Genomic DNA, 12,212 nt, shown 5'->3' with positions numbered 1-12,212 from the left:
AGCTGGCAAGCCAGCTCCCACAGTTTTAATCGGCGGAGAACTTGAAGATAGTGTTTTGGGTGTAAGTCTGCCCTGGATTCAAACGGGTAGACGCAAACTTCGGCTGATTAGGCGCATCCGGAAAATGCTGGGTCTCCAACGTGAAACCGCTCCAGTGCAGATACGTCTTCCCCGCTTTGCCCTTCACCGAACCATCGAGGAAGTTGCTGGTATAGAACTGCACACCGGGCTCTGTGGTGTAGAGCTGCAACCGCCGCCCCGACTCAGGATCATGCACTTGGGCAGCCAACTGTTTCACGTCACCCTTGGTATCGAGTGCCCAGTTGAAGTCAAACCCGCCCTGTTTCGGCTCGGCGAACTTGAGCTGCGGGTGATCGTCCTTGATGTGCTGGCCGATCGGCGTCGGTTTCAGGAAGTCCATCGGCGTGCCTTTCACCGGCGCGATTTCGCCGGTTGGAATCAAGGTGGCGTTCACCGGCGTGTAATGGCTGGCATGCAGGGTCGCGACCTGCTTGAGAATGTCACCATTCCCCGCACCGGCGAGGTTGAAGTAGCTGTGGTTGGTAAGGTTGAGCACCGTGGGTTTGTCGGTGGTGGCCTTGTAGTCGATGTGCAGTTCGTTTTTCTCGTTGAGGCTGTAGGTGACCTCGGTCTTCAGGTTGCCGGGAAAGCCCATTTCACCGTCCTTGGACAGGTAGGTGAGGGTCACGCCGACCGAGTCCTTGCCCTTGACCTGTGCGGCCTTCCACACCTGTTTGTCGAAGCCCTGGGCGCCGCCATGCAGTGAGTTGGGACCATCGTTGAGCGGCACCTGGAAGCGCTTGCCGTCGAGCTCAAAGGCACCGCCGGCCAAGCGGTTGCCGAAGCGCCCGATGGTCGCGCCGAAAAACGCCGTGCCGGCTTGGTAGCCTTGCACGTCGTCAAAGCCCAGCACCACGTCGTCGACCTTGCCGTTTTTGTCCGGCACTTTCAGCGACTGCAACACGCCGCCGTAGGTGATCACCGTGGCTTGCATGCCATGGCTGTTGCGCAAGATGTACTGCTCGACGGCGGTGCCGTCGTTGGTTTTACCGAAAGGCTTGTGTTCACTGGAGAGGCCTGCGGCGTGAGCCCCGCCACTGGCGATTAATACGGACATGGCGAGACCTGACAGCAGATAACGAGGGTGCTTCATGGTCGAACTTCCTTTTGTTGTTTTGAGTGGAATAGTTCTACTAATAGCGATATTTTGTCGTTATGACAGCGAATTTATAGCCTTAAAAGCCGTTTTTGCAAAATAAAATAAGACTAATTGAGCGAGGCAAGATGTTATGAGTACTCAACACGCCGTGTATCCCGACCTTGAAGGCAAAACCGTCCTGATCTCCGGAGGTGCCTCAGGGATCGGCGAATTCATGGTGCGGGCCTTCGCCGCCCAGGGCGCCAAGGTGGGCTTTGTCGACCGCGCGCAAAGCCAGGGCGAACGCCTCGCGGCGCTGCTCAGTTCCCGCGGGCACACGGTGGAGTTCGTGAACTGCGACATCACCGACGAGATTGCCTATAAAGCCGCCATCGCTCGTTTCGAACACTCTCTGGGGCCGATCACCGTGCTGGTGAACAACGCCGCCAATGACGTGCGTCACACCCTGGAAGAAGTCGACTCGGAAATGTTCGACAGGCTGATCTCCGTCAACCTCAAACACGCTTTCTTCGCCGCCAAGGCCGTGGTGCCCATGATGAAAAGCGCGGGCGGCGGGGCGATCATCAACCTCGGCTCGGTCGGCTGGATGATGGCTTCCGCCGGCTACCCGGTGTACGCCGCCAGCAAGGCCGCCGCCCACGGCATGACCCGCGCGCTGGCTCGCGAACTGGGGCCGAGTCGCATCCGCGTGAACACGCTGGTGCCGGGTTGGGTGATGACAGAGAAACAACTGGCGATGTGGGTCGACGATGCCGCCAGGGAACTGATCAGCCGCAGCCAGTGTTTGCCGGGCAGTGTGCTGCCGGAACACATCGCCAATATGGCGTTGTTTCTTGCTTCCGATGCGTCGGCGATGTGTTCGGCGCAGAATTTTATTGTGGATGGCGGCTGGGTTTAGGCAGGGCTAGCTAACTTCATAACGACGCAGGCCAAAGGTGGCAGCGGGCTTGAGACGATGGTGTTTATTCGATCGGGTACTGCTTGAAAGCCGGGTGCTGCTCCAGGCGCTCGGCGTGGCGCTTCACGTTGGGAAACGCATCCGCTTTGACCACCGACGCCACGGTTAACTGGCTGAACGACCAGGCCACCGCCGCTGTAATCGAAGCCTGAGTCAGCGCCTCACTCTCAGGCAGTTGTTTTTCCAGCAGCGAATAAGCCGCCAGCAATTGCCCGGTGACACGCTCCAGCCACGGCGCATGCAGTTTCTCGGCCGGGCGCAGGTTGTGCTCATAGACGATCTGCACGCTCTTCTCACAGGCCGCCAGCGCCAGCCCAAGCACATGCAAGTCATGGGCGCGCGCGGCGGGCTGCGGGGGCAGCAGCTTTTTGTCAGCCGGGGCGAGGGTTTCCAGGTAGTCCAGGATCAGGCTGGAATCCATCAGCACCGTGCCATCGTCCAGCACCAGGGTCGGGGCCTTGACCACCGGGTTGATCTGCGCGAATTCGTTGAAGGTGCGAAACACCGACAGCGGTTCATGCACGAAATCCACGCCGTACAGCTCCAGGGAAATCGCCACGCGGCGTACGTAAGGCGAGTCCAGCATGCCGATCAGTTTCATGAAACCTCCATTGCTTGCTAGGGGGTGAGCTCAAGAGAGTAAGGGCGCGGGATCAGCCTGCGCAATGGCTTGGCGCCGTTTCATGCCGGGCTCCTGGAGCCCTGGCGGCTGGCTCCAGGTGGCTGGCCGGTGATGCGCTTGAATGCGCGACTGAACGCCGCCTGGGAGGTATAGCCCAGGCGCAGCGCCACTTCTTCGATGGGCAAGCGCTCCAGCGTCAACCATTGGCTGGCCAGGCGCATGCGCAATTGCGTCACGTAGCGCAGCGGCGGAAGACCCAGGGTGGCTTGGAAGCGTTCGGCGAACACCGAACGGGAGGTATGACTGTGCGCGGCCAACTCGGCCACGCTCCAATCGCGGCCTGGTTGCTGATGCAGGGCAAGCAGGGCCCCGGCCAGCCGTGCGTCGCGCAACGCTGCCACCAGCCCCGATGCATTGCCGCAGGCGCATTCCACCCAGCCCCGCACGATCATGGCGGCCACCACATCGGCCAGGCGCGCGAGGATGCCCGAGTAGCCGACGCGAGCACTGGCGACTTCGCGCTCCATCACCGCCAGGATCGGCATCAGGCCCGGGTAGCGCTGGCCCTTGGTATCGATCAGCATCAAGGCCGGCATCAGGCTGCCGAGCCCCTGAATACTGCCGATTTCGAACTCCATGCAGGCGCTGAACAGCAACGTATTGGGGGGCGTGTCGGGCGATGCATCCACGGCGCAGACGGTATCGCCCAGCGGGGTGGCGTCAAATCGGCTGATGTCCTGCACAGCGACATCCGCCGTGGACAACAGCGCATGTGCGCCGCCGTGGGAGATGAACACGGCATTGCCTGCCGACAATTCAAACAAGTTGCCGTCGTCGGTGCGCAGGGTGACCACACCGGCGGCGAGGAAGTGGAAGTAGGCGTGCCCGGGTTTGGCGTCGAAGCCCATGCCGAAGCTGGGTCCCGCCTGAATGCGCTGGTACTGCACCCCGCGCAGGCGCATGCCGCGCAGCAGTTCATCGATAAGGTCGGAGGACAGATTGAACGGGGCCGGTGCAGTCATGTTCGGGGTTTCGGTCAAAAACTCAAGGGTTTGCATCATAGATCATCCGGGTTGGCGAACCTAGACTGGCGGTCGCGCTAATTTCCTGAGGATGTCGTGTGATGAATGATTGTGTAGCTCAAGCCTCTATCCGTTCCAAGGCGGAGCCCGCTACCCCGGCCTGGATGGCGGTGTTTTCCCTGGCCATGGGGGTATTCGGGTTGTTGACGGCAGAATACCTGCCGGCCAGCCTGTTGACGCCGATGGCGATGGACCTTGGGGTGTCGGAGGCCCTGGCCGGCCAGGCCGTGACGGTGACGGCGGTGGTGGCGTTGTTCGCCGGGTTGCTGGTGCCCGGCCTGACGCGCGGGATCGACCGGCGCGTGGTGTTGCTGGGGTTTTCCACGTTGATGATTGCTTCTAACTTGTTGGTGGCGCTGTCTTCGAGCCTGGCGGTGCTGCTGTTGATGCGCATCCTGCTGGGCGTCGCCCTGGGTGGTTTCTGGAGTATGGCGGCAGCAGTGGCGATGCGCCTGGTGCCGGCGGCGTTGCTGCCCCGTGCGCTGTCGATCATATTCAGTGGCATTGCGGTGGGCACGGTGGTTGCCGTGCCGCTGGGCAGCTACCTCGGCGATGTGTATGGCTGGCGCAGTGCGTTTGTGGCTGCGGCCGCCGTTGGCGTGGTGACGTTGGCGTTCCAGCTGCTCACGCTGCCACGCCTGGCTCCCACTGGCAGTGCACGGCTGCGCACGGTATTGGATGTGCTGCTGCGCCCTGGCATCGCCATCGGCATGTTTGCCTGCGTATTGGTACACACCGCGCACTTCGCGCTGTTCACCTACATTCGGCCATTCCTGGAAAGCACCACGGGCGTGCAGACTCAAGGGCTGGCCTTGATGCTGCTGGGGTTCGGCGCCGCAAACTTCGTCGGCACGCTGCTGGCCGGTTGGCTGCTGGTGCGCTATCCACGGGGCACATTGGTGTTGATGCCGGTATTGGTCGGCGTTGCGGCGCTCGCCCTGGTGCTGTTGCCTGCCTCTCTGCCCGGCCAGGCGCTGCTGCTGGCGCTGTGGGGCATGGCCTTTGGCGGGGTGCCCGTGGCGTGGTCGAACTGGGTGGCTCGCGCCGTGCCGGATCAAGCCGAAAGTGCGGGTGGCATGGTCGTGGCTTCGGTGCAGTCAGCCATCGCGGCGGGGGCGGCCGGTGGGGGCGCGATGTTCAGTGTCAGTGGCATTGGCGGTGTGTTTCTCGGCGCCGGGGTACTGATGTTGTTGGCAGCCTTGTTGATTGCGCTACGGGTACACGTGCCGCGCAATGGCGCCGCTGGCGTACCGCTGCATCTTTGAACCGGCCTTGCGGCTGGGCCGGCATTCACTGTGTGACGCTCCAGCAACGTTTGGTTTAGTCTGGAGCACTACGTCGATCGAAAACGCCTCTGGAGCAGTCAGCATGACCGAGTACGTACCCCCGAAAGTGTGGACCTGGGACACCGAAAGCGGCGGCACTTTCGCCAGCATCAACCGACCGATTGCCGGGGCAACCCACGACAAGGCGCTGCCGGTGGGAGAGCACCCGCTGCAGCTGTATTCCCTGGCTACGCCCAATGGGCAGAAGGTCACCCTCTTGCTGGAAGAGCTGCTGGCCCTGGGGCACAGCGGGGCGGAATACGATGCCTGGCTGATCAAGATCGGCGACGGCGACCAGTTCGGCAGCGGCTTTGTCGGGGTCAATCCCAATTCCAAGATCCCGGCATTGCTGGACCGCAGTGGCGCCACGCCGATTCGTGTGTTTGAGTCGGGCGCGATTTTGCAGTACCTGGCGGAAAAGTTCGGCGCATTCTTCCCGACTGAGCCTGCGGCGCGCGCGGAATGCCTGTCGTGGTTGTTCTGGCAGATGGGCAGCGCACCTTACCTGGGCGGTGGTTTCGGGCATTTCTATGCGTATGCGCCGAGCAAGATGGAGTATGCGATCAATCGGTTTGCCATGGAGACCAAGCGTCAGCTGGATGTATTGGATCGGCGCCTGGCGGTGAGTGAGTACATTGCCGGGGATGAGTACACCATCGCCGATATCGCGATCTGGCCTTGGTATGGCGGGTTGGTAAAAGGGCGTTTGTATGGCGCGGCGGAGTTTTTGGCCGTGCATGAGTACACGCATGTGTTGCGCTGGGCGGATGCGATTGAAGCGCGGCCGGCGGTGCAGCGGGGGCGTAGGGTGAACCGGGTATCCGGGGAGCCTGCGGAGCAGTTGGCCGAGCGCCATTCTGCAAGCGACCTGGATTAAAAGCCTGACACGGTAAGAAATGTGGGAGCTGCTACGCCAGGGGATGGCTAAAAATGTGTAGATACGGGGGGGCGGCTGTACGCAGGTTAGTCGACCGGCCAGCCGAGGAACCCGGCGCGCCGGAGGGCGCCCTGCGCACAGCCGCCATAAAACGTCATCGGACCATGCGCCTGTCTGAATCCGGGCGACTAAACCCGATCACTGAATGGGCCGTTAATCGCCTGATCCGTCTGGTCGACCGGCAACTGAGCGGGTCGCAGAGCTAGGGCTTCAACTGCTTCCAGTCAATCGCAAAGCGCGCCAGGTATTTACGCAGTCGATCCGCATCATTGGGCTGGGCCTTGGCCTGGCGCGATACACCGAACAAGCGGCGGCCGGCGTCGGACAGGCTGTCGGATTGCAGGCACACCTCGATTACGGCCTTGAGTTGCAACTGGTCGAACAGGTCCAGGTCGGCGGGCAGCAGGGTGTGCGGCTCGGACAGCCCCCAGGCGTAGCGCAGGCGTTGGATTTCTTCTTCGGCCTGGGCCTCATCGATACGCCCGCTGTCGGCCAAGGTCGCCATGCGGGTGATCGACGCAGACAGCTCGCGAAAGTTACCCAGCCACGCCGCTTCGCTGGAACAGGCGAACGCCAGGTAGCGGCGGCGCGCTTCGAGGTTGAAGCGCACGCGGCGGCCTTGCTCGCGGGCGTGGCGCTCCAGCTCGAAATCGATATTGGGCTCGATGTCTTCGCGCCTGCCCGCCAAGCCCGGCAGATCGAAGGTCCACAGGTTGATGCGCGCGTACAGGTCTTCGCGGAACAGCCCTTCGGCCACGCGCCCGCGCAGGTCGCGATGGGTGCCGGCGATGATCAGGAAGTCGCTGGCCACTTCGTGGTCGGCGCCCATGGGGTAGAAGCGCTTTTCTTCGATGGCTTTAAGCAGCATCGCCTGTTCATCAGGGCCCAGTTCGCCGATTTCATCAAGGAACAACATGCCGCCATCCGCCGCGCGCAGCAGACCGTCGCGCGCGTTTTGTGCGCCGGTGAAGGCGCCCTTGGTATGGCCGAACAACGCCGACATAGCACCATCGCCGCGCAGGGTGGCGCAGTTGACTTCCACGAAGCGCCCTTGCACTTGATGGCGGCTGCGCTTGAGTTCGTAGATGCGGCGGGCGAGAAACGACTTACCCGCGCCCGTGGGTCCGATCAGCAGCATCGGCGCCGTGGAGCGCACGGCCACGCGTTCGATCTGCTCGATGGAGGCGTTGAACGCGCTGTTGCGCGTGGCGATCCCCGACTTGAGAAACGCCAGGCCTTCCAGGCGCTGGTGGGCGAAGCGTGAGGCGATGCGGTCGTAGCGCGACAGGTCGAGATCGATCAGGGTGTGGGTGCCGGTGGCGGGCGCGGTGTCGTCAACTCGGCGCATGGGCGCGGTCTGGATCAGCCGCGCGGGCAGGTTGCGCGCCTCGGTCAGCAGGAACCAGCAAATCTGCGCCACGTGCGTACCGGTCGTGATGTGGACCAGGTAGTCCTCGTGTTCGGTGTCGAAGCGGTAGTCGGTGGTGAAGTCGTGCAGCGCGCCGTAGACCTCTTCGAAATCCCAGGGGTTGTTCAGCGGCATGGGGTGCAGGCGCACCTCGGTGTGGGGCGAGATCTGCTGGACATCGGCGCGCACCCGCTCGGCGAGGCTGACGTCACGGGCGTCGATGTCGTGGATCAGCTCCAGGCGATCAATCTGCAGGTTGTCCTGCTGGCACAGGCCGACGCTGGGACGCCAGTGATTCCAGCGGTTGGCGCCCTTGCCGACACGATCCAGCTTGGAGCCGATAAACCCGATGGCGACGGTGCGCTTGTGTTTCATGGCTAGACCAAAATATAAGTAACGATATGTGAGGATATGAAGTTGACGATCAGCTTGTCATGGGTTTTTTAGGTGTGAGTGATCGATTGTTAAAAATAACGATATAAAACAAATAGATAGGTATTTTTAGAACGACTTTTAAAAAACTGGCACGCCCGCTGCTATGTCGCTATCAACGCCGCAGAGCCGGCTTTCAAAAAAGAATTGAGATCATGCAAGAGAAAACCTACCAACTGCTGGAAGTCGCCGACGGCAAGCCGATCAAACTCTGGACCCAGGGCGTGCCCGTCGAGCCCGAGGCCCGCCAGCAACTGATGAATACCGCCAAGATGCCGTTTATCTTCAAGCACCTTGCGGTGATGCCGGATGTGCACTTGGGCAAGGGTTCGACCATCGGCAGCGTAATCCCCACCGTGGGCGCAATCATCCCGGCAGCGGTGGGCGTGGATATTGGCTGCGGCATGATCGCCGCGCGTACCACGCTGACCGCCAGCGACTTACCCGACAACCTCCACGGCCTGCGTTGCGCCATCGAGGCAGCCGTACCCCATGGCCGCACTCGCAGCCGTAAAGGCCGTGACAAAGGTGCATGGGAAGATGTGCCGGCCCAGGCTGATCAGGCATGGACGGCGTTGCACCCACGTTTCAAGGCGATTACCGACAAGTACCCGCAACTGGAACGCAGCAACCACCGCCAGCACCTCGGCACCCTGGGTGGCGGCAACCACTTTGTCGAGGTGTGCCTGGATGAAGCCAACCGTGTCTGGTTCATGTTGCACAGCGGTTCGCGTGGCGTGGGTAACGCCATCGGCAACTTGTTTATCCAGTTGGCCCAGGCGGATATGCAGCAACACCTGGCGAATTTGCCGGACCGCGACCTGGCGTATTTCGAAGAGGGCAGCCAGCACTTCGATGACTACGTGGAAGCGGTGGGCTGGGCTCAGGATTTCGCCCGGCAGAACCGCGAGTTGATGATGCGCGCGGTGGTCCAGGCCACACGCCAGGTGATCAGCAAGCCGTTTGAGGTGGCGCTGGAAGCGGTGAACTGTCATCACAACTACGTGCAGAAAGAGCGGCACTTTGGCGAAGACATCCTGGTGACGCGCAAGGGCGCGGTGTCGGCGAAGAAGGGCGAGCTGGGGATTATTCCGGGCTCCATGGGTGCCAAAAGCTTCATCGTGCGTGGACTGGGCAACGAAGAGTCGTTCTGCTCGTGCAGCCACGGCGCCGGCCGCACCATGAGCCGTACCAAGGCGAAGAACACCTTCACCCTGGCCGACCAGATCCGCGCGACGGCCCATGTTGAGTGCCGCAAGGACGCCGATGTGATCGATGAAATTCCGATGGCCTACAAGGACATCGACCACGTCATGCACGCCCAGCGCGAGCTGGTGGAAGTGCTGCACACCTTGCGTCAAGTGGTGTGCGTCAAAGGATAAGAGGGGAATAGAGATGGAAAGGGAAGAGCGCCACCCATTGAACGACGCCATGCGCGCGCGGGTGCTGGAGGAGTTGGAGCGCATAGAGCGTGAGCGCAATGTGACGGTACTGTATGCCTGCGAATCCGGCAGCCGGGCCTGGGGTTTTGCCTCCACCGACAGCGACTACGATGTGCGTTTTGTCTACGTGGAAAAACCTGACTGGTTCATGCAAGTGGATACGCCGCGCGACGTGATCGAACGCCCATTGGATGACGAGCTGGATGTGAGCGGCTGGGAGTTGCGCAAGACCTTGGGCCTGTTGCGCAAATCCAACCCCACGCTGCTGGAATGGCTTGATTCGCCGCTGGTGTATCGCCAGGAGGCCGAGGCCACGGCGCAATTGCGTGTGCTGGCCGAGGCGTTCTACAGCCCGCCGGCGGCGCGCAATCATTATCTGTCGATGGCCAAGAAGAACTTTCGCGGCTATCTGCAAGGCGACACGGTGCGGTTCAAGAAGTACTTCTACGTGCTGCGGCCGTTGCTGGCAGTGCGTTGGATCGACCTGGGGCTGGGGCGGCCGCCGATGACCTTCGCCGATTTGTTGGGCACAGTGGATGACGCACAACTGCTCGATGAGGTCGCAACCCTGCTGGTGTTGAAACGCAATGCCGGGGAAGCGGCCTACGGGCCACGGCGCCCGGCGTTACACGCCTACATACAGCGTGAACTGGAACGCGAAGTGCCGGTATTGCCACGCACCCATGAAGACTCCCAACAACTGGACCACTACCTGCGGGGCACGGTCACACGCTTTGCTTAAGGATAAATATGAAACAGGACCTGATTGAACTCGACGGCGCCATCGGCGGTGGCCAGGTACTGCGCAGCGGGCTCAGCCTGTCGATGGTGACCGGGTTGACCCTGCGCATCAAAAACATCCGCGCCAAGCGCAGTCGGCCAGGCTTGATGCGTCAACACCTGACTGCCGTGCTGGCGGCGGCGCAGGTCTGTGGTGCCAAGGTGCAAGGGGCTGAACTGGGCTCGCAAACACTGGTGTTCGAACCCGGGCCGATTCAAGGGGGCGAATACCGGTTTTCAATTGGCACGGCCGGCAGTTGCACCCTGGTGCTGCAGACCTTGTTGCCGGCATTGCTGCGCGCACCCACGGCCAGCCGCGTGACGATCTGCGGCGGCAGCCATAACCCGCTGGCACCGCCGGTGGACTTCCTGCAGCGCGCCTGGCTTCCATTGTTGCAGCGTATGGGCGCGCGCATCGAATTGAGCCTGAACCGCTACGGGTTTGTACCGGCTGGCGGGGGTGAGTTAGAGGCGTTTATCCAACCCAGCGAGCTGATGCCGCTGCAGTTGATGCAGCGTGGAAAACTGCTCGAAGCCCGCGCGGTAACCCTTAACGCAGGGTTGCCCGCCCAAGTGACCGAGCGCCAGTTCAAGCGCGTGCGCCAGCGTCTATCGTTTGCTGACACGCAACTGTTCCCGGTCGAGATTGACCCGGAACAGGGCCCAGGTAATGTGCTGATGCTGGAGTACGTCCACGAGCACGTCACCGAAATATTCAGTGCCTTTGGCATGGCCAAGGTGCGCGCCGAAACTGTGGCCGACCAGGCTATCGACCAGGCCAGTGAGTGGCGAGGCACCGACACGGCAGTAGGCGAACACCTGGCCGATCAGTTGCTGTTGCCAATGGCACTGGCGGGTGGCGGCCGTTTCACCACGCCGCACATGAGCGAGCATTTGCACAGCAACATGCTGGTGATCCAGCGCTTCCTGCCCGTGGTGATCGAGAGTCACGTGCTGGAGGCGGGCGGCTTGAAGGTCGAGTGCCGAGCGCGCTAGAGATTCTCCGACGTCACAATCTGCGGCGGTATATACACCCGATGCCGCACCGGATCGAACCCCTCGGCGCTCTGCAACGCCACCATCAACGCCACCAATGCCACGGCCGTCCGCCCTGGCTGCGAGTCCATCACCACGTCAATCAAACCCTGGCTCAACGCCTGGCGCGACAGCTCGGTCGACTCCTGCAAAATGCAACACAGCGCTGGTCGTTTGGGCAGTTGTGCCAGGGCACTGATGATGCCGTCACCGCCGCCGCCCACCACGCACAGCCCGCGCAGGTCGCTGTGACGGCTGATCAAGTCGAGGGTGGCTTCTTCGGTGATGTCGCAGTTATCCAGGTTGATCAGCGGCTCCAACGGCTTGAGCCCCGGCGCGTGCTCGGCGAGGTAGCTGTGCAGGCCTTCGACCCGTGCCTGGTGGCCGAGAAAGCGGTGGCCGCCGAGCAAGATCCCCACGCTGCCTTTGCGTGCGCCGCACGTGCGGGCGAGCAACCAGCCCATGGTGCGGCCAACCACGTGGTTGTCCTGGCCCACATAGGGCTCATCGGCGTGTTCGTGGATATCCGAAAGCAGGGCGACCACCGGCACGCCGGCTGCGCGGATCTGCGCCAGGCAGGCGTTGATCAGTGGGTGGGCAAAACTGACCACCGCGAGGCTATCGCACTGCACGGCCAACTGTTCGATTTGCGCGACGATGGCGCTGGGCGTGCGATCGATGATGTATTCGAACTGGCACGTAAGGTTGGCACCGGCATGCTGCTCGGCTGCATCGCCGATGGCATGGGCCAGGTTGGCGTAGAACGCCTGGGCGGTGCCCAGCAACAGGATGCCTAGGCGGTAGGTCGGGCGACGTTCGCGAATGCGCTGGCCAATCAGCCGCGCGGCAAAGTAACCCACGGCTTCGGCGGCCTGGAACACCTGTTCGGCGGTGTCGGGATTGACCGGCGCACGGGCATTCAATACGCGGTCGACGGTGGCCACACTCAGCCCGGCCTTGGCGGCAACGGTGGCAATGGTTGGGCGTTTATTGTTGTTCATGACAAGCCCC

Annotated in this window: 11 protein-coding genes; 6 read left to right on the top strand and 5 right to left on the bottom strand. The window is 62.1% G+C overall.

The window, feature by feature from the left end; translation table 11 throughout:
• Window positions 1-25: 25 nt before the first annotated feature.
• Window positions 26-1,174, bottom strand: coding sequence for an aldose epimerase family protein (locus AACY08_RS07005; RefSeq protein WP_339468760.1), 1,149 nt, complete (start codon window positions 1,172-1,174; stop codon window positions 26-28).
• A 136-nt stretch (window positions 1,175-1,310) separates the two neighbouring features.
• On the opposite strand from AACY08_RS07005, the gene AACY08_RS07000 reads away from it, so the two are divergent.
• Window positions 1,311-2,078 carry an SDR family NAD(P)-dependent oxidoreductase gene (locus tag AACY08_RS07000; RefSeq protein WP_339468759.1) on the top strand — a complete coding sequence of 256 codons (768 nt, stop codon included), beginning with the start codon at window positions 1,311-1,313 and terminating at the stop codon, window positions 2,076-2,078.
• Window positions 2,079-2,142: 64 nt separating this feature from the next.
• On the opposite strand, the gene AACY08_RS06995 is transcribed toward AACY08_RS07000, so the two are convergent.
• Together AACY08_RS06995 and AACY08_RS06990 are read right to left on the bottom strand one after the other, a co-directional pair.
• Complete coding sequence (locus tag AACY08_RS06995; protein ID WP_339468758.1) at window positions 2,143-2,739, bottom strand: glutathione S-transferase family protein; 597 nt, start codon at window positions 2,737-2,739, stop codon at window positions 2,143-2,145.
• An 80-nt stretch (window positions 2,740-2,819) separates the two neighbouring features.
• On the bottom strand, window positions 2,820-3,818 hold the full coding sequence (locus AACY08_RS06990; protein WP_339469029.1) for an AraC family transcriptional regulator: 999 nt from the start codon (window positions 3,816-3,818) through the stop codon (window positions 2,820-2,822).
• 65 nt (window positions 3,819-3,883) lie between these two features.
• On the opposite strand from AACY08_RS06990, the gene AACY08_RS06985 reads away from it, so the two are divergent.
• The gene (locus AACY08_RS06985; protein ID WP_339468756.1) at window positions 3,884-5,107 is read left to right on the top strand and encodes an MFS transporter; all 1,224 of its coding nucleotides are present in this window, start codon (window positions 3,884-3,886) and stop codon (window positions 5,105-5,107) included.
• Window positions 5,108-5,210: 103 nt separating this feature from the next.
• Window positions 5,211-6,044: a glutathione-dependent disulfide-bond oxidoreductase gene (yghU, locus tag AACY08_RS06980; protein ID WP_339468755.1), complete on the top strand. Its 834-nt coding sequence runs from the start codon at window positions 5,211-5,213 to the stop codon at window positions 6,042-6,044.
• A gap of 262 nt (window positions 6,045-6,306) precedes the next feature.
• Here yghU and rtcR read toward each other — a convergent pair whose 3' ends face one another.
• On the bottom strand, window positions 6,307-7,887 hold the full coding sequence (gene rtcR / locus AACY08_RS06975) for an RNA repair transcriptional activator RtcR (RefSeq protein WP_339468754.1): 1,581 nt from the start codon (window positions 7,885-7,887) through the stop codon (window positions 6,307-6,309).
• A 212-nt stretch (window positions 7,888-8,099) separates the two neighbouring features.
• Here rtcR and AACY08_RS06970 point away from each other — a divergent pair, with 212 nt between their 5' ends.
• The 3 genes from AACY08_RS06970 to rtcA are packed head-to-tail and all read left to right on the top strand — an operon-like array spanning window position 8,100 to window position 11,162.
• Window positions 8,100-9,326 carry an RtcB family protein gene (locus tag AACY08_RS06970; RefSeq protein WP_339468753.1) on the top strand — a complete coding sequence of 409 codons (1,227 nt, stop codon included), beginning with the start codon at window positions 8,100-8,102 and terminating at the stop codon, window positions 9,324-9,326.
• Between the two features lie 13 nt (window positions 9,327-9,339).
• Window positions 9,340-10,128, top strand: a complete 789-nt coding sequence (locus tag AACY08_RS06965; RefSeq protein ID WP_339468751.1) for a nucleotidyltransferase domain-containing protein — start codon at window positions 9,340-9,342, stop codon at window positions 10,126-10,128.
• Window positions 10,129-10,136: 8 nt separating this feature from the next.
• A complete protein-coding gene (gene rtcA, locus AACY08_RS06960) occupies window positions 10,137-11,162 on the top strand; it encodes an RNA 3'-terminal phosphate cyclase (RefSeq protein ID WP_339468750.1) in 1,026 nt (341 codons plus the stop codon).
• Here the strand turns inward: rtcA and AACY08_RS06955 are convergent.
• Window positions 11,159-12,202, bottom strand: a complete 1,044-nt coding sequence (locus tag AACY08_RS06955; RefSeq protein ID WP_339468749.1) for a LacI family DNA-binding transcriptional regulator — start codon at window positions 12,200-12,202, stop codon at window positions 11,159-11,161. The genes rtcA and AACY08_RS06955 overlap by 4 nt on opposite strands.
• Between the last annotated feature and the right edge of the window lie 10 nt (window positions 12,203-12,212).

Source organism: Pseudomonas sp. EL_65y_Pfl1_R83, assembly GCF_963970695.1.
GTDB classification, from domain to species: Bacteria; Pseudomonadota; Gammaproteobacteria; order Pseudomonadales; family Pseudomonadaceae; genus Aquipseudomonas; species Aquipseudomonas tritici.
This window is presented reverse-complemented; position numbering and strand designations above follow the sequence as displayed.

Bases quoted from the DNA above. Each gene is read 5' to 3' on its own strand.
- AACY08_RS07005 (WP_339468760.1), bottom strand. From the start codon at position 1,174: ATGAAGCACCCTCGTTATCTGCTGTCAGGTCTCGCCATGTCCGTATTA.
- AACY08_RS07000 (WP_339468759.1), top strand. From the start codon at position 1,311: ATGAGTACTCAACACGCCGTGTATCCCGACCTTGAAGGCAAAACCGTC.
- AACY08_RS06995 (WP_339468758.1), bottom strand. From the start codon at position 2,739: ATGAAACTGATCGGCATGCTGGACTCGCCTTACGTACGCCGCGTGGCG.
- AACY08_RS06990 (WP_339469029.1), bottom strand. From the start codon at position 3,818: ATGCAAACCCTTGAGTTTTTGACCGAAACCCCGAACATGACTGCACCG.
- AACY08_RS06985 (WP_339468756.1), top strand. From the start codon at position 3,884: ATGAATGATTGTGTAGCTCAAGCCTCTATCCGTTCCAAGGCGGAGCCC.
- yghU (WP_339468755.1), top strand. From the start codon at position 5,211: ATGACCGAGTACGTACCCCCGAAAGTGTGGACCTGGGACACCGAAAGC.
- rtcR (WP_339468754.1), bottom strand. From the start codon at position 7,887: ATGAAACACAAGCGCACCGTCGCCATCGGGTTTATCGGCTCCAAGCTG.
- AACY08_RS06970 (WP_339468753.1), top strand. From the start codon at position 8,100: ATGCAAGAGAAAACCTACCAACTGCTGGAAGTCGCCGACGGCAAGCCG.
- AACY08_RS06965 (WP_339468751.1), top strand. From the start codon at position 9,340: ATGGAAAGGGAAGAGCGCCACCCATTGAACGACGCCATGCGCGCGCGG.
- rtcA (WP_339468750.1), top strand. From the start codon at position 10,137: ATGAAACAGGACCTGATTGAACTCGACGGCGCCATCGGCGGTGGCCAG.
- AACY08_RS06955 (WP_339468749.1), bottom strand. From the start codon at position 12,202: ATGAACAACAATAAACGCCCAACCATTGCCACCGTTGCCGCCAAGGCC.